This is a genomic window from Mycobacterium sp. IDUB_17 (assembly GCF_055419465.1).
This window is the reverse complement of sequence record NZ_JBVAXS010000001.1, coordinates 985493-1002694: the sequence shown is the minus strand read 5'-3', so window position 1 is coordinate 1002694 and position 17202 is coordinate 985493. Positions and strand designations below refer to the sequence as shown.

The 17202-nt window shown below is 66.3% G+C and carries 15 protein-coding genes; 6 read left to right on the top strand and 9 right to left on the bottom strand.

Annotated features, from left to right (window positions below; genetic code table 11):
- Positions 1-512: 512 nt before the first annotated feature.
- On the bottom strand, positions 513-1484 hold the full coding sequence (locus tag ACZYZ7_RS04845) for a hypothetical protein (protein ID WP_463740333.1): 972 nt from the start codon (positions 1482-1484) through the stop codon (positions 513-515).
- A gap of 213 nt (positions 1485-1697) precedes the next feature.
- On the opposite strand from ACZYZ7_RS04845, the gene ACZYZ7_RS04840 reads away from it, so the two are divergent.
- Complete coding sequence (locus ACZYZ7_RS04840) at positions 1698-2993, top strand: adenylate/guanylate cyclase domain-containing protein (RefSeq protein WP_135460036.1); 1296 nt, start codon at positions 1698-1700, stop codon at positions 2991-2993.
- On the opposite strand, the gene ACZYZ7_RS04835 is transcribed toward ACZYZ7_RS04840, so the two are convergent.
- Genes ACZYZ7_RS04835 through ACZYZ7_RS04800 form a run of 8 tightly spaced genes read right to left on the bottom strand, consistent with a single transcriptional unit; the run spans position 2990 to position 10652 of the window.
- On the bottom strand, positions 2990-3475 hold the full coding sequence (locus tag ACZYZ7_RS04835) for a Dps family protein (RefSeq protein ID WP_450069228.1): 486 nt from the start codon (positions 3473-3475) through the stop codon (positions 2990-2992). The two genes, ACZYZ7_RS04840 and ACZYZ7_RS04835, sit on opposite strands and share 4 nt — an antisense overlap.
- A gap of 59 nt (positions 3476-3534) precedes the next feature.
- Complete coding sequence (locus tag ACZYZ7_RS04830) at positions 3535-5310, bottom strand: DUF2339 domain-containing protein (protein ID WP_463740332.1); 1776 nt, start codon at positions 5308-5310, stop codon at positions 3535-3537.
- 43 nt (positions 5311-5353) lie between these two features.
- Complete coding sequence (locus tag ACZYZ7_RS04825) at positions 5354-6007, bottom strand: response regulator (protein WP_135454540.1); 654 nt, start codon at positions 6005-6007, stop codon at positions 5354-5356.
- Positions 6004-7158, bottom strand: coding sequence for a MacS family sensor histidine kinase (macS, locus tag ACZYZ7_RS04820; protein ID WP_135454538.1), 1155 nt, complete (start codon positions 7156-7158; stop codon positions 6004-6006). The genes ACZYZ7_RS04825 and macS overlap by 4 nt, the downstream gene beginning before the upstream one ends.
- A gap of 58 nt (positions 7159-7216) precedes the next feature.
- A complete protein-coding gene (locus ACZYZ7_RS04815) occupies positions 7217-8074 on the bottom strand; it encodes a sulfurtransferase (protein WP_463740331.1) in 858 nt (285 codons plus the stop codon).
- Between the two features lie 10 nt (positions 8075-8084).
- Positions 8085-8837: an amino acid ABC transporter ATP-binding protein gene (locus ACZYZ7_RS04810; RefSeq protein WP_450069276.1), complete on the bottom strand. Its 753-nt coding sequence runs from the start codon at positions 8835-8837 to the stop codon at positions 8085-8087.
- 17 nt (positions 8838-8854) lie between these two features.
- On the bottom strand, positions 8855-9757 hold the full coding sequence (locus ACZYZ7_RS04805) for an amino acid ABC transporter permease (RefSeq protein ID WP_135454534.1): 903 nt from the start codon (positions 9755-9757) through the stop codon (positions 8855-8857).
- A 7-nt stretch (positions 9758-9764) separates the two neighbouring features.
- Entirely contained in the window at positions 9765-10652 is an 888-nt protein-coding gene (locus tag ACZYZ7_RS04800) for an ABC transporter substrate-binding protein (protein ID WP_450069225.1), read from the bottom strand.
- Positions 10653-10859: 207 nt separating this feature from the next.
- Here ACZYZ7_RS04800 and ACZYZ7_RS04795 point away from each other — a divergent pair, with 207 nt between their 5' ends.
- The 5 genes from ACZYZ7_RS04795 (at position 10860) to ACZYZ7_RS04775 (ending at position 17197) form a co-directional block, all read left to right on the top strand.
- Positions 10860-11459 carry an HdeD family acid-resistance protein gene (locus tag ACZYZ7_RS04795; protein WP_135454530.1) on the top strand — a complete coding sequence of 200 codons (600 nt, stop codon included), beginning with the start codon at positions 10860-10862 and terminating at the stop codon, positions 11457-11459.
- A 90-nt stretch (positions 11460-11549) separates the two neighbouring features.
- Positions 11550-13013: a cytochrome ubiquinol oxidase subunit I gene (locus ACZYZ7_RS04790; RefSeq protein ID WP_463740330.1), complete on the top strand. Its 1464-nt coding sequence runs from the start codon at positions 11550-11552 to the stop codon at positions 13011-13013.
- Between the two features lie 11 nt (positions 13014-13024).
- Positions 13025-14074: a cytochrome d ubiquinol oxidase subunit II gene (cydB, locus tag ACZYZ7_RS04785; protein WP_463740329.1), complete on the top strand. Its 1050-nt coding sequence runs from the start codon at positions 13025-13027 to the stop codon at positions 14072-14074.
- The gene (cydD, locus tag ACZYZ7_RS04780; RefSeq protein WP_463740549.1) at positions 14071-15678 is read left to right on the top strand and encodes a thiol reductant ABC exporter subunit CydD; all 1608 of its coding nucleotides are present in this window, start codon (positions 14071-14073) and stop codon (positions 15676-15678) included. Before cydB ends, cydD begins: the two co-directional genes overlap by 4 nt.
- Positions 15665-17197, top strand: a complete 1533-nt coding sequence (locus tag ACZYZ7_RS04775; protein WP_463740328.1) for an ATP-binding cassette domain-containing protein — start codon at positions 15665-15667, stop codon at positions 17195-17197. Before cydD ends, ACZYZ7_RS04775 begins: the two co-directional genes overlap by 14 nt.
- Positions 17198-17202 lie beyond the last annotated feature (5 nt).

Genomic DNA, 17202 nt, shown 5'->3' with positions numbered 1-17202 from the left:
CGAGTTCCTCCGCCTGTCTCCGTGCCGGCACCATGGCAGGTGCTCAAACATGCATTTGCAGATCGGATACGACCACAGCGGACGATCGAGCCTCGGATGCGGGTGCATCCCAGGCTCGACGGCGCACGGAGCTGACGCAACGTGCTGCGCGCCCAGTGAGCGCACCCGATCCCGAAGAGTAAACCATGTCGATGCGTCAATATGGCGCAAACGAGTCAGTTCACCGGAATCGGTTCAACGCCTTGACAATCGCCCCCAAGCCTCACCTCGCTGGCACACCAACCTACACCGCGGGTGACTACCACTGTCCGGGCACCGCCGGGCCGATGCCACACCGCCGGAGAAATAGGAACTGCCTATGAAGTTTCTATGAAAGGACCACGAAGTGCGCCATTGCTGCCGGCGGGTCCACGGATGCGACCTCGAGGCGATGAATCCATCCAGCGCACGCGCCGGCACCGCTCACTCGCCCCTGACGGCCGGGTTCCGCAGCTACCAGAAATCTGAATGTCTTACGGCAGGAACCGCGCGATCTGTGGCGACGGCAGCGTCTGCGCGGCCCGGGCCTGACGGAAACCGACCACACCGCCGGCCGCCGTCATCAACACCATCCCGCCAAGGCCGGGCAACACTGCCAACAGAAGGTCGGAAGTGCTGGCTGTGCGCAGGTAGTCGGCATACCCGAGCCGGAAGGACTCCGGCACTGACGGCACCGAAAGTGGCTGTGCTGACGGCGGTTCGGACCGGGGTGCGGGACTGATCGGTGCACTCGGGGCTGCGGGCGGCACACCCGCGGGTGGCGCCGAGGGCACCGGGGCCGGGATCACCGGGACGGGAGGCACGACGACTGGCGCCGGGGCGACGGGAACGACCGGGGCCGCAGGTACCGCCGGAGCCGGTGCGGCCGGGGCCTTGGGCGGGGCTGACCGGATGACGATTTGCCGGCTGCTCGGGGCGGTAGGCACGGGAGCCAGGTTCGGGGCCCTGCCGATGTTGCCGGTGGCAGGCATCCCTCCACCGCTGCCGCCGCCGGACACCACTGCCGAGGGCGCCTGAGCGGTCCCAATGGTCACGGCCGCAGACGGAGCCTGCGCGGCCCCACCACCGACGGTCGCGGAAGGAACCTGCCCGGTGACCCCGACGCCCGTCGACTGCGGAGCCTCGGCGGTCGAAGCGGATCGGGCGGCTGACGGGGCCGATGAATCGCTCGCGCCGACTTTGACCTTCGGCCCGGTCGACACCTTGGGTCCGTTCGACGCGTTCGGCCCACCGAGGCTGCCATTTGATTTACGCGGCCCGGCGTTGCGCTGGTTGTCCACCTTGGCGCTGTGGTCGGACTTCTTCTTTTGCTTGTGATCGAAGATGTGCAGGACGTCGATGTCGATCCCGAACAGGTCGGCCGAGGCCACCGCGGTGCCGAGCGTCCCCGGCCCGGCCACCATGGCGCCACAAGCGATTGCACAGCCGGCTGCGGTGTTGCGCATCCATGACCGATCCACGAAAAGGTCCCCCCCAGAAGTGATCGGCGGCAGAATGGCCGCGCTCACTGGAACAAGTTCCCATTGTGACATACCGGTGTTCAGTCGGGTTTGCTGGACCGTGACGCCGAGAGCGGCCTACCCAATGTCGACCGGCCGGGTGGCCGGCGGCGATACGCTGTGTTCGTGGTGGTCAGCGAGTTCCGCCGCCCGGTGTGCATGCCCGAGGTCGCGTTGAACAACCGCGTGTCGGCCCGCACTCGGCATTACGCCGAGTGCATATCGAGCCGCCTTCGTGTGTTGACCATCGCGACATGGATCGCTGCCGCGGTGTCGGGAGGGTTCGGAATCTTCCAGCTCACCCTCGGTGGCCCCATGTGGCGGCTGGCCTTCGTCAACCTCGTTTCCGCTGCTCTGTTCCTTTTGGTGCCAGTCCTCTACCGGTTCGGCGAACTGATCGCGCCGCTCGCGTTCTTCGTGTTCGCCTACGTATCGGTGTCCGTGATGTGTTTCGCGATAGGGACCGGCTCAGGCTTGCAGTTCTACTTCCTGGTCGCGGCGTCGCTGGCGGTCCTGGTGTTGGGAATCGAGCGCATCGTGCTGGCGGCGACATTGGCGGCCTTGGGTGTGGCCGCCACCATCGCGCTGGAAGTCCTCGTTCCCGATGATCGGGGCCTTGGGCCGCCCTGGGCACTGACCGCCGGTTTCGTGAGCTCGGCCGTTTCTGCCGCGGTGATGATGTTTGCCACGGTCTGGTTGTCGCTCCGCGAGATGGCCCGGGCCGAGCAGGCGATGGAAGCCGAATATCAGCGGTCCGAGCAATTGCTGGGCAACATTCTGCCCAGTACCATCGCGCAGCGACTCAAGGAACCGTCACGCACGATCATCGCCGACAAGTACGACGATGCCTCGATCCTGTTCGCCGATATCGCCGGTTACACGGAACGGGCCAGCGATATCACCCCGACAGACCTGGTGAGTTTTCTGGACCGGCTCTACACCGATCTCGATGCGCTGGTAGATCGTCACGGCCTGGAGAAGGTCAAGACCAGCGGTGACTCCTACATGGTGGTGGCCGGGGTGCCCAAGCCGCGTACCGATCACATCGAGGCGCTGGCCTGCCTGGCTCTCGACCTGGCCGACGCCGTCGCCGACCTCAAGGATCCGCGAGGGCGTGCGGTGCCGCTGCGGATCGGTCTCGCCGCCGGGCCCGTGGTGGCCGGGGTGGTCGGGGCCCGCAAGTTCTTCTACGACGTCTGGGGCGACGCGGTCAACGTCGCCTCACGGATGGAGACCACCGATGTGGCCGGTCGAATTCAGGTGCCGCACAACGTCTATGAGCGAATCAGCCATGCGTTTGTGCTCGAGGAGCGCGGCGATGTGGAAGTCAAGGGCAAGGGTCTGATGCACACCTGGTATCTGGTCGGGCGTCGCGACGATCAGGCGGTACGCACCCGACTGGAAAACTCGGGCCCGATGCGTACCGCCTCGGTCGTGCCGCCTGCCGGCGTTTAGACCTTGCGGTTCTCCGACTTGATCAGCCAGGCCAGCTTCTCCAGACCATCGATCAACTGGTGCAGGATGTCGGCGGTGGTGGGGTCGTGCGCGTCCACGGAATCGTGTACCCCACGCAAGGTGCCCACCGTTGCGTAGATCCGCGTAGAGACGAGGTCGACCACCTCGTCGGTACTGCGCTCGTAAGCCGGGAACTCCGGAAGCGTCGTGCTCGACACGACGGTGTCCGACCGCCCGTCGGGGACGGCGTCCAACGCGCGCATCCGTTCAGCGATCGTGTCGCTGCCCTCCCTGGCGAAATCGACGACCTCATCGAGTTGCAGATGCAGATCCCGGAAGTTCGTGCCGACGACGTTCCAGTGCGCCTGCTTGCCTTGCAGCCCGAGCTCGATCAGGTCGACGAGCACCTGCTGCAGATGACCGCCGAGCTCCGGTGCGGCCTGATAACCCTGGATATCGGATTCGTTTCGACGTGTACTCATGTCATAGGCAACGTTGTTCAAACTGGAATAACTCCAGATTAGGGAATCTGTGGCCACGCTCACAGCGGCGGCTTGCCGGCCACCTGGTCCTGCTGATTGAGCAGCCGGGCATAACCGGCACCCATACCCAGTAGCGCCAGCCCGACGACGATGAACACTGCGACTCGGAACATCCCGTCCAGGGTTCCCAGGTCGAACAGGAACAGTTTCACCATGGCGGCGACGACGAGTGCCATCCCGCCGCCGATCGGTAGCGATCGCTGCGCCTTGGGACGTCGTGCCGCGTAACCGAGCAACCCGGCCGCCACCGCGATCCAGCAGATGGTGGCCGCCATGTGGCCACCGAAGAACCCGGCGCCGGTGCCACCGACGACAACGCCGGCGCTGACGGTGAACACCGTCACCGCATACCCGGCCGCCACTGCCGCGGCCACCCACACCAGCCGGACCACCTCCTGATCCGTCTCACCGTCGGCCGACCACGCCCAGGAGATGGCGGCGGCCGCAGCGATCGCCAGAACGCTGCCGATCAGAACCGAAACAGTAAGTCCTGCAGATAGTTTCGTGGCATGCACCAGGCTGTCGGGGCCGGCGGAGTCGAGGTAGATGGCGCCACCCACGGCCGCCAGGCCGACGGCTATCCACCGCGTCACGCCACGGCGGCGCCCGGCCACGGCGACCACGGTGGCCATCGCCAGCAGCACCGGACCGGCCACCGGCCCGTCGAAGGCCACCAGCACGGCGATCAGCGCGGCGACCGCCGCCAGCACCGACCACACCTGACGGACCACGACGCTCACCCCGGGTACGCCGTCGCCGAGGGCCACGATCGCAACCAAGGCCGCAGCCAGCGCCGCAGCCATGGGGGCTGCGATGACGCGGTCGACGGCAGCCGCCACACAGAGCACCGGCAGGACGCCGACCGCCGTCAGTACCGCCGTCGCCGCCGGTCTGGTGGTCCAACGCAGCACCAGCACGCCACCCGCGAGCGCCAGTACTGCCGCGAGCCCACAGGTGAGTGCGAGCTCGAGGTAGTGCCGACCGTCGATCGAGGTGGCTGCCAGCGCGATCAACAGCGGCAACGTGGGCGCCGCGATGCGCGCGGCATACAACCAGATCCAGTCCCGACCGAACTGGACCGGCAGCGCGGCGGCCGAGAGGGCCAGCATGAACCCGATCAGCAACAGGGTCACGCCGTCGGTGACGACAGGTGCCAGTGCGATCAGCGGCACCAGGACCAACAAGCCCAGCTGTTCGGAGTTCCACCGCCGCGCCAGCATCAGGCCGCCACCACCGATTGCCGCGGCCAACGCCAGACCGACCGGTGCCGACACCCAGTCATAGATAGTGGTCACGGCGATCACGTCGATGTATGCGGCGGCGACGCCGGTTGCAGCCAACGCGATCGCCCCGGTCCGGCCGCCGGGCCGCCGATGGAGCCACGACCCGACGCCGACCAGTCCTGCAGCCAGCACGGCGCCCGCCGCAACCCGGAACTCCGGTCGCAGGATTCCCGCCTGTGCCGCCAGCACCAGCAGGAGCACCACCCCGGTGAGCGTCACTGTCACCCCGGCCACCGCAAGCGCCTTGCCGATCCAGCCTTCTGACCGTTCTGCGCGAGGCACAGGGGCGGGCCGCGGCGGTACGGCGGCGGCGACAACCGCAGGCGATGGTGAGACCACAGGAGGTAGAGGTAGCGGAGGCACGGGCACCGGTGCCTGATCGAGCATCCGGTGCAACTCCCCCAGATCCGCCGATACCCGGTTCATGTACGCCGAAATCGCGGCAAGGTCCGACGACATCCGGGCGATCACAGCGCGATGAGGTTCGCTCATGCCCTCATCGTGGCAACAAAACCGGCTGCGGTGATGAGTAGGACTACTCGTCGAGACCGTGTTCGATCGCGTAGCGGGCCAATTCGACGCGGTTGGCGACCTGCAACTTGCGGAATGTCGCCTGGACGTGGTTCTCCACCGTGCGGTGGCTCAACGACAGACGCGTGGCGATCTGCTTGGCCGTCAACCCTTTTGCCACGTAGCGCAACACCTCGGTCTCCCGCTCGGTCAGGCTCGGAGTGGCCGGGCCGTCGTCGGGACGTTGAGCGATCCGGCGGTATTCGCCGAGTACCAGCCCGGCCAGCCCCGGGGTGAACACCGCACGCCCCTCGGCAGTCGCCCGCACCGCCGCGGTCAGCTCGGCTTTGGACGCGCTCTTCACCAGATACCCGGTGGCCCCGGCCTTCACCGCCTCCAGGACGTCGTCGCGCTCGTCGGAGGCCGAGAGCACCAGCACCCGCGACGACGGCGACACTATGAGCACCTCCGCGGTGGCCGTGGCACCACTGCCGTCAGACAAGCTCATGTCCATCACCACCACATCGGGCAGCACCACGCCGGCCCGTCTGCGCGCGGAAGCCACGCCGTCGGCGGTGGCCACCACATCGAATCCCTCGTCGGCCAGGTCGCGAGCCACCGCGTCGCGCCAGATCGGATGATCATCGACGACCATCACGGTCAGTGCGGCCTCGGTCATGACTGTCCCTTCTCGCTCGCGGCACGGCCCGGGCGGGGCAGCGTCAGTTCCCACTCCGTGCCACATCCCGGCGCGGTGTGCAGATGTGCTTGCCCGCCCAGCCAATCCATCCGGCCCACAATCGATTTCGCGATTCCCACGTGGCCTTCGCGAGCCGCCTCGGCCAGGCGCCCGTCGCCGATGCCCACGCCGTCGTCTCGGATACTCACCGTCACCGAATCCCCCAGGTCTTCGAGCAGCACGAAAACCCGGGCGTCCGGTCCGGCGTGCGCGGCCGCGTTGTCCAGGGCGTTGCTCGCCGCGGCGAAGAACTCATGGGCTGGCTCGTTTTCGAGCAGCACCGGCTCAGCCGGCAAGCTGACCGATACGCGATCCGAGGCGCGAGCCCGCAGCAACGCGCCGATGTCAGTGGCCCCACCGGTGTGCAGTTCCGGGTCGGGTGCACTGACCAACCTGCGCAGGGCGCGCTCCTGCTCCCCCGCGAGTTCGGCCAATTGAGCTGTCTCGCCGCCGATCTCACGTCCGCGCCGCGATACCAGGGCCAGCACCTGAATAGCGCCGTCGTGTACCCGGCGTGACAACCGCTCCCTTTCCTCCAGTGAGGCGGCCAACCGCACTGCGCGCTCCAACTCGGCATGGGCGCGACGCGCAGTCTGGGCGGCCATCCCCACCGCCAATCCCACCGCCAGTTCGATGACGATGGTGGCGTTGCGGCCCAGATTGATGCTGACGTAGCCCTTCAACGCGGCCGCCGCAGCCATCACCCCCAACCCGGCGGCCATCCCCCCGACCGGGCCGAATTGCAGGGCCGCCGAAATGGTGGCATTCGTCGCCCACAATGTGGTCGGCCACGACTGATTGTCGGCGATCCAGTGGTCGGATGCCACCAACTCGGTCGACAGCATCAGAGCCAGGACCACGACAATCTCGGCGATCACCCACGACGGACGACGACCGAAACCCTGCAGGTAGGCGATCGCGCAGGCGATGCTCCAGGCGATCAGTAGCGCACACAGCACACCGGCGAGTACCGGACGCGCCAGATCGTCGTTGATCGCGATCTGGAACCCCAGCGCGTACAGGCAGCTCAGCAGCCGAAAGATCTGCGCGGCACGCCACAACGGCGTGACCGGGTCGGGGCGGCGCTGCATTGGCCCAGCATAAAGTTGCCGACCGGCACCAGGGAGCACCGAATCTCACGCGTCGGGGCTATTGATCGCCCCGGGCCACGGGCCGGTCGGGGTTCGACGCCCACTCCGACCACGACCCGGGGTACAGCGCCGCATCCACGCCGGCGGCAGCCAGCCCCGCCACCGCGAGCGCCGCCGTCACCCCCGACCCGCAGTAGGCGCCGACGTCAGCACCGCCGGCCACGCCTCTATCAGCGAGCAGCGCGTGAAGCCGGGCATCCGGCAGCAGCGTTCCGTCCGCGGAAAGCAGCTGGGTGCTGGGCAGATTGACCGCCCCCGGGATGTGGCCCGCCACCGGATCGACGGGTTCGACGTCTCCGCGGAACCGTTCCGGTGCCCGCGCATCCAGCAACACGTCCACCTCGGACTGCGTCTGTTCGGCGGTCAGGGTACGCAGGGCGCCCCGGTACAGGTCGTAGTGGACGGCGTCGACGTCGCCGGGCTCGGGCGTGACCGGGCCCTCCTCCAGGGCCTCACCGGCCGCGGACCAGGCAGCCAGACCGCCGTCGAGAATGCGGACGCCGCCGATCCCGGCCGCCGTCATCACCCACCAGGCGCGGGCTGACGCGGCGCGATTCCAGTCGTCGTAGACGACGGTCGGTACGCCCCTGCGGACACCCCAACGACGGGCCGCCGCCTGCAGGTCCACCCCGGAGGGCAACGGATGACGACCCCGGCCGTCGATGCCGTGGTCGGTCAGTTCGTCGTCCAGCGAGACGTAGACGGCGCCAGGCAGATGACCGGCCAGATAGGCCTGTTCACCGTCGGGCTCGGCCAACGACCAACGCACGTCCAGCACGGTGAGCGGATCCCCGGAGGCGATCCGCTCGCGAAGCTCGCCGACGGTGATGAACACGTCATCTCGTGCGGTAACCACGCAATCGAAGCTACATCACCTTCGACAGAAACTCCTTTGTACGTTCGTGTTTGGGGTTGGCCATCACCTCGCGAGGAGGGCCACTCTCCACGATCACCCCGCCGTCCATGAACACCAGCTTGTCGGCGACCTCACGGGCGAAACCCATCTCGTGGGTGACCACCACCATCGTCATGCCCTCGCCCGCGAGTTTCTTGATCACCGCCAGCACCTCACCGACGAGCTCGGGATCCAGCGCCGAGGTCGGCTCGTCGAACAGCATCAGCTTCGGATTCATCGCCAGCGCCCGGGCGATGGCGACCCGCTGCTGCTGCCCGCCCGACAGTTGTGCGGGATACGCGTCGGCCTTGGCGGACAACCCCACCTGATCCAGCAGATCCTTGGCCCGGGCCAGCGCGGCATCCTTCTTCACCCGCTTGACGTGGATGGGTGCCTCGATGACGTTCTCCAGCGCCGTACGGTGCGGGAACAGGTTGAAATGCTGGAACACCATGCCGATGTCACGGCGCTGCCGGGCGGCGTCCCGCGGAGCCATCTCATGCAGCTTGCCGCCGCGTTCGCGATAGCCGATCAGGTCCCCGTCGACATAAAGGCGGCCCGCGTTGACCTGCTCAAGATGGTTGATGCACCGCAAGAACGTCGACTTGCCCGAGCCCGACGGGCCGACCATGCACAACACCTCGCCCCGGCCGACGTCCAATGTCACGCCCTTGAGGACGTTCAGGGCACCGAAGTTCTTGCACACACTCTCGGCCCGAACCATCGGTTCGGCGGCGGCGGTCAACTCGTCACTCCCATCTGGGCTTTGGCCAAGGCCTCAAGTTGTTTGGAGGTGAGCTTGCGCGAGGCACCCCGCGAGAAGTGCCGCTCGAGGTAGTACTGCCCGACCATCAGCACGCTGGTGATCGCCAGGTACCAGGTGGACGCCACCAGTAGCAGCGGAACCGGTTCGAACAGCGCAACCCCGATATCTTTTGAGCGACCGTACAACTCGAAGCTGTACGGAACGGCGGTGACCAGCGACGTGGTCTTCAGCATGCTGATGAACTCATTGCCGGTCGGCGGGATGATGACGCGCATCGCCTGAGGAAGAACGGTGCGGCGCATGGTCATTCCCCACGACATGCCGAGCGCGACCGAGGCCTCTGTCTGTCCCTCGGGCACCGAGATCAGGCCGCCGCGGATGATCTCGGCCATGTAGGCGGCCTCGTTGAGACCCAGGCCGAGAACCGCCAGCCAGAACACATTCGGATCGGACAGGCTGAACTCGAAAAGCCGCGGACCGAACGGCACGCCGATCTGAATGTTCCTGTAGATCACCGGGACAAGCCCCCACAGCACCAACTGCACGTAGATCGGTGTGCCGCGGAAGATCCACAGATACGTCCAGGACACGGCCTTGAGGACCGGGTTTGGCGACAGCCGCATCACGGCGAGCAGCACGCCGAGAACGAGCGCCAGGATCATCGAATAGATGGTCAGTTGCAGCGTGTTCCAGGCCGCTTCCGAAATGCGTTGGTCGAAGAGGTACTTGGCGTACGTCCCCCAGCCGTAGGCCTCGTTGGTCGCCGCGCCGTAAACGAACAATCCGAGCAGGACGAGGATGACGATCGCCGCCACCCACCGCCACGGATGCCTCAGCGGTACAGCGTCGATGGCGGGAGGCGGCGATGCATCAGTCATCGGCGGCTCAGTTGATCGCACCGTTGACGACCGGCTTGTCGATCATCCCGTTCTCCGCGCCCCAATTCGCGGCCACCTGCTTGTAGACACCATTGTCGATCAGGTGCTGCAGTGCCTGCTGCAGCGACGCCGCCAGCGGCGAATCCTTCTGCACCGCCCAGCCGTACGGAGCGGAATCGAAGATCTCCCCTGCCGCCTCAAGCTTTCCGTTGCTCTGTTTGATCGCGTATGCCGTCACCGGTGAATCCGCCGACATGGCGTCGGCCTGCCCGAGCATGACCGCACTGGTGGCTGCAGTCTGGTCGTCGAACTTCACGACCTGGATGGCAGGCTTACCCGCCTTGACGCATTTCTCGCTGCGCGCCGGCAGTTCGTCGGTGTCCTGCACCGTCGCCGTCTGCACCGCGATCTTCTTGCCGCATGCGTCCTCGGGGTTGATCCCCGCACCGACCTTCTGCGCCCACGCCGAACCGGCACTGAAGTAGGTCACGAAGTCCACCTGCTCTTCGCGCTTCTTCGAGTCGGTGAACGAGGACATGCCGACGTTGTAGTTCCCGCCCTGGACCGACGGGATGATCTTGTCGAACAATGACGCCCGGTACTCCGGGGTCAGGCCCAGGGTGGCGGCGACCGCATTCATCAAATCGACGTCGAAGCCGATGATCTGCCCGGCGGGATCCTTGAATTCGTTGGGCGGGTAGGACGGGTCGGTACCGACGATGAGCTTGCCGCTCGACTTGATGGGCTCCGGCAGGGTATTGGCGATCGCGTCGACCTTCTCGACCTTTGCCGCGGTCGTCGTCTTGGTTTCGGATCCACCGGATTCGGTATTGTTCGCGCAACCCGACAGCACGAGTGCGCCGCTCGCGGCAACCACCACCGCGAAACTCCACATCTTGCTTCGTCGGGGACGACATCCAACAGTCACGGTTGCCTCTTCTCTCTGTTTACGGCTGTGGTCGGGCTATCCCAAGTCGGACACGTTAACGGGCTCCGGTCGGGGATGCAGCGCCGGTAACGGAACCTTAACGAGCATGCTTCAGCGCCACAGCCTTACCGCAAAAACCGCGATCTACATCTGCTTTTGTGTCAAACTGCCAGCATGGAAACCACTGCTTCGCCAAACTTGTTGCCGCATCTGTGGAAATCGACGCTGGTTTCCGGGATTCTCGCTGTCATCCTCGGGATCCTGGTGCTGGTGTGGCCCGGCATAACGATTCTGGTCGCCGCAATCTTTCTCGGTATCTATCTCTTGATCAGCGGTATCTCGCAACTCGTCCTGGCATTCAGCCTGCGCTCATCGGTCGGGGGACGCATATTGCTGTTCATCGGCGGTGCCGCGGCCCTGGTGCTGGCTGTGCTCTGCTTCATCAGCTTCACCAATGACCTGCAATCCGCAGTCGAACTGCTGGCGATCTGGATCGGTGTCGGGTTCATCTTCCGCGGTGTCGCGACGGCGATGTCGTCGATCGGAGATCCCTCACTGCCGGGGCGCATCTGGGAGATCATCGTCGGCATCATCAGTGTCATCGCCGGCATCATCATGTTCGTCGCCCCACTGCAGGGTCTGGTCGCGCTGGCTCAGGTCACCGGCATCATCCTGATCGTCGTCGGGGTTATCGAGGTGATCTCGGCCTTCGCAATCCGCAGCGACGCCAAGAAGCTCAAAGCCGCAATCTCGCCGCAGGCGCCGACGGCGTGACGTAAGACACCGGTCAGGGTCAGCGGCTTGTTCCCGAGTATCTACTACACTCCGTCGTAGATTGGTCTGAGACCTCGGAAGTAGGGCCAGATGGACGCTTTGGACGTATCACGGTGGCAGTTCGGAATCACCACCGTTTATCACTTCATATTCGTTCCGCTGACCATCGGGTTGGCACCGCTGATCGCGGTCATGCAGACGGTGTGGGTGGTCACCGGGAACGACAGCTGGTACCGGTTGACCCGGTTCTTCGGCAAGCTGTTCCTGATCAACTTCGCGATCGGTGTCGCCACCGGCATCGTGCAGGAGTTCCAGTTCGGCATGAACTGGAGCGAGTACTCGCGTTTCGTCGGCGACATCTTCGGCGCTCCGCTGGCCATGGAAGGCCTGGTCGCGTTCTTCTTCGAGTCCACATTCATCGGACTGTGGATCTTCGGTTGGACCCGGCTGCCGAGGCTCGTTCATCTGGCCTGCATCTGGATCGTGGCGCTGGCGGTGAACATGTCGGCCTTCTTCATCATCGCCGCGAACTCGTTCATGCAGCATCCGGTCGGTGCGCGATTCAATCCGGACTCCGGTCGTGCGGAACTGACCAGCATCGTCGCCCTGTTCACCAACAACACGGCGATCGCAGCGTTCAGCCACGCCGTCGCCGGCGCATTCCTGACCGCAGGCACCTTCGTGGCGTGCGTGTGCGCGTGGTGGATGGTGCGCTCGCACCGACGTGGCGAGGATGGCGCCGCCGACGCGGTCACGATGTACCGCCCCGCCACCATCCTGGGCTGCTGGGTCACGCTGGTCGCCGCGGTCGCGCTGTTCTTCACCGGCGATGCGCAGGGCAAGCTGATGTTCCAACAGCAGCCGATGAAGATGGCCTCGGCGGAATCGTTGTGCAACAGCAAGACCGACCCCAACTTCTCGGTGCTGACCGTCGGCACCCACAACAACTGTGACAGCGTCGTACACCTCATCGAAGTGCCCTACGTCCTGCCGTTCCTGGCCGAAGGCAAGTTCACCGGGGTGCACCTCGAGGGCGTGACGGATCTGCAGGCACGCTTCGAGGAGCAGTTCGGGCCCGGCGACTACCGTCCCAATCTCTTTGTGACGTACTGGTCATTCCGGGCGATGATCGGATTCTTGGCGGTGCCAGGGCTGTTCGCGCTCGCGGCGCTGTGGCTGACCCGGGGCGGCAGGATCCCGCAGCAACGCTGGTTCAGCTGGTTCGCGCTGCTGACGATCCCCACCCCGTTCCTGGCCAACAGTGCCGGTTGGGTATTCACCGAGATGGGCCGCCAGCCTTGGGTTGTGGTACCGAATCCGACCGGCGATCAGGACATCCGGCTGACCGTCGCCCAGGGCGTCTCCGGCCACGGGGCGGGCATGGTGTGGCTGTCGCTGATCACGTTCACCCTGGTGTACGCCGTGCTGGCCGTCGTGTGGTTCTTCCTCCTCCGCCGTTACATCGTCGAGGGACCCCTGGAGCACGACTCCGAACCTGCCCCGCCGACACCGCCGAACGATGACGACGTCGCACCGTTGTCGTTCGCCTACTGAGGAGCGGATCGATGGGATTACAAGAACTCTGGTTCATCCTGCTGACCGTCTTGTTCCTGGGATTCTTCATCCTCGAGGGATTCGACTTCGGCGTCGGCATGCTGATGTCATTCTTCGGGCGGACCGCCGCGGGCCGGGGCGAAGACCCCGAGCCGTATCGTCGAGCCGCGCTCAACACCATCGGCCCGGTGTGGGATGGCAACGAAGTCTGGTTGATCACCGCGGGCGGGGCGATGTTCGCCGCCTTCCCCGAGATGTACGCCACGATCTTCTCCGGGCTGTACGTACCGCTGCTGGCCATCCTGTTCGCCATGATCGTGCGCGTCGTGGCGATCGAATGGCGCGGCAAGATCGATGATCCCGGGTGGCGGCGGTGGGCTGATCTCGCCATCGCGATCGGTTCCTGGGGGCCGGCGATCCTGTGGGGTGTCGCCTTCGCCGGCATCGTGCGCGGCCTCCCGGTCGATGCCGACCACCAGATGCACCTGTCGTTCGGTGACATCATCAACGTCTACACGTTGCTCGGCGGGCTGGCGACCGGTGCCCTGTTCGCGTTCCACGGCGCGGTGTTCATGGCCTTGAAGACCAGCGGCCAGATCCGCACCGACGCCTTCCAGTTCGCCACGCGGCTGGCCATTCCGGCCACCGTCCTGGTTGCCGGATTCGGCATCTGGACCCAACTGGCCCACGGCAAGGGCTGGACCTGGTTCCTGCTCGCCGCCGCCGTGGTCGCGCAGTTGGCGGCGGTCGCCCTGGTCTACCGCGGCAGCGGCGAGGGCTGGGCCTTCGTCTGCACCACCATTGTGGTTGCGGCAGTGGTACTTCTGCTGTTCGGTTCGTTGTTCCCGAACCTGGTGCCCTCGTCGTTGAACCCGGACTGGAGCCTGACGATCCACAACGCATCGTCCTCGCCCTACACACTCAAGATCATGACGTGGGCGGGCCTGGTGTTCGCACCGCTCGTCGTGATCTACCAGGCCTGGACCTATTGGGTGTTCAGGCAGCGGATTTCGGCCGATCGGATACCGGCTCCGGTCGGATTGTCGCGGCGGTCGGCCTGAACCTCTGGCGCGCACTCGGCGTCCGCGGCGCCACCGGGTCAACGGCGGCACTGCGGCGCCACCTCCTGGCGACAGTGGCCTGCGGCGTAACCATCAGCGCCAGCACCATTGCCGCAGCCGTCGTGCTGGCACACGTCGTCGCCGGCATCATCACCGAACCGGCCTCGGCGACCCACCACGGTGCAGCCCTCGTCACACTGGCTGCGCTCTGGGTTCTGCGCGCGGCCGCACACTGGCTCCAAGGCCGACTCTCACAGCGCGGCGCCACTGCGATCATCGGAGAGTTGTCCAGCCAGGTGCTGCGGTCGGTGACCTCCTTGCCGCCAAGGCGATTGGCGACGGACCGCGATGCCGCCGCGGCAGTGGTAACCCGGGGCCTGGACGGGCTGCGCCCCTACTTCACCGGTTATCTGCCCGCGGTGGTGCAGGCCGCGGTCCTGACCCCGGTGGCGGTGGTGGTGATCGCCTGCTACGACCTGCAGGCCGCAGCGATCGTGGTGATCGCGCTCCCCCTGATCCCGGTGTTCATGGTGCTGATCGGTCTGCTCACCGCTGAGCGGTCGGCGGCATCGCTGGCCGCGATGACCACACTGCAGGCCCGTCTGCTCGATCTGGTGGCGGGCATCCCGACACTGCGAGCGGTCGGTCGAGCCGCCGGATCGGTGCAGCGGATCACCGAACTGGCTGCAGCGCATCGCCGCTCGGCGATGGCAACGCTACGGATCGCATTCCTGTCCTCGTTGGTGCTGGAGCTTCTGGCCACCCTGGGCGTGGCGCTGGTGGCGGTCAGTGTCGGCCTGCGGCTGGTCTACGGCGAGATGCCCCTGACCGCCGGGTTGACGGTCCTGTTGCTCGCCCCCGAAGTGTTCTGGCCGCTGCGCCGGGTAGGCGCGGCCTTTCATGCCGCGCAAGACGGGAAAACGGCTGCAGAACAGGCTTTTCGGTTATGTGAGAATCAGGCGCCGGCCACGGGTGGCGTCCGGGTACCGAATTCCGCACCGACAATCGAGTTGGACGGTCTGTCCCCAGCTGTCGAACCAGGCCGGGTCACCGTGCTGACGGGACCCAACGGCGCCGGTAAATCCACTGCGCTGCAAGCCATTCTCGGATTGACCACACTGCCATCAGGACCGGTGCGGATCGACGGGATAGATGTCGACGACCTGGATCTGACTGCGTGGTGGCACACCATCGCCTGGCTTCCGCACCGCCCGGTTCTCATCCCCGGCACCGTCCGCGAGAACCTGGAGTTGCTGGGACCACTGGACGACCTGGACCGAGCCTGCCGCGACACCGGATTCGACGACGTTCTCGATGATCTTCCCGACGGTCTGGACACCCGGATCGGCCGTACCGGCGTCGGCTTGTCCCTGGGCCAACGACAACGGCTGGGGCTCACCCGTGCCCTCGGATCGTCCGCGCGGGTGCTGCTGCTCGACGAACCCACCGCTCACCTGGACGCCGCATTGGAGCAGCGGGTGCTCCAGGCCGTCGTCGCGCGAGCCCGGGCGGGCGCCACAGTGGTGGTGGTCGGGCACCGGGATCCGGTACTGGCCATTGGCGATCAGGTGATCACGATTGGTGCCGTACATGTTTCGCCGTGATCCACTGCTGCAGCTGACACTGGAGCTGCTACGCCCCCGGTTGAGCCGGCTGATTCTGGCCAGCGTTCTCGGTGTGCTGTCACTGGGCAGCGCGCTGGCGCTGGCGGGTGTCTCGGCATGGTTGATCACCCGCGCCTGGCAGATGCCCCCGATCCTGGACCTGTCGGTGGCCGTGGTTGCGGTACGTGCGCTGGGCATCTCGCGCGGGGTCCTCGGCTACTGCCAGCGGCTGGCCTCCCACGACACGGCGCTGCGGGCGGCGGCCAATGCCCGTACCGGCCTGTACCGCAAGCTCGCCACAGGACCGGACGACGACGCGACGCGCCTGCCCAGTGGCGAATTGGTGGCCCGGGTCGGCAGCTCCGTCGATGAACTGGCCGACGTGGTGGTGCGCTCAGTGCTGCCGATCGTGGTCGCCGCGGTGCTCGGCTGCGTATCTGTCGGCATCATCGCACTCATCTCACCAAGCGCCGCAGCGGTATTGGGATTGTGCCTGCTGATCGCCGGAGCGGTGGCCCCGGCGCTGACGGCGCGTGCCGTAGCTGCCGCGGAATCCGTTGCGGTCCGACACCGTAGTGACCGCGACTCCGCGACCATGCTGGCACTGGAGTACGCCCCGGAGTTGCGGGTCAGCGGCCGTCTCGACGAGGTGATCGCCACTGCGGAACGCAGCCATCGTGACTGGGGACAAGCCGCCGACCGCGCCGCGGCCCCTGCGGCGTTCGCCGCCGCCATGCCCAGCATCGCCATCGGCGCCAGCGTCCTGGGTGCCGTCGTCGCAGGCATCGCACTGGCTCCCACGACCGCGCCGACCACCCTGGCCATCCTGATGTTGTTGCCGTTGTCGGCCTTCGAGGCCACCACGGCCCTTCCCGACGCTGCCGTCGGGCTCACCAAGGCCCGCATCGCCGCTCGGCGTCTCCGCGAACTCACCGAGAGCGAGCCTGCGGCCCGCCGGCGGCCCGCGGCTCCCCCGGTCGATCTGCCCGCCGGTGGCCGGCTCGCCGTAGTCGGCCCCAGCGGTTCGGGCAAGACCACGCTGCTGATGGCGATGGCCGACAAGCTCAACGGAAAATCCAGGCGTGCAGCATTTTTCGCCGAGGACGCGCATATCTTCGAGACCACGGTGCGGGACAATCTACTGGTGGTCCGCGGGGACGCCACCGATGCTGAACTGATCTCCGCGATCGAGCATGTCGGCCTCACCGGTTGGCTGTCCGGCCTGCCCGAGGGTTTGTCGACCGTACTCGAAGGCGGCCACACAGCGGTGTCGGCCGGGCAGCGGCGCCGGCTGCTGCTGGCCAGGGTGCTGCTGTCAGACTTCTCGGTCGTCCTGCTCGATGAGCCCACCGAGAACCTCGACGCCGCCGACGGCAGGCGAATCCTCACCGAAATCCTCACTCCCGGTGATTGGTTCGCCGCCGAGCGGGCCGTCGTCGTGGCCACCCACCATCTGCCGGACGCACTCGACTGCCCCGTCATCCGTTGCCCGCAACCCGGCACCGCCATCGGCGGGTAGCCTCA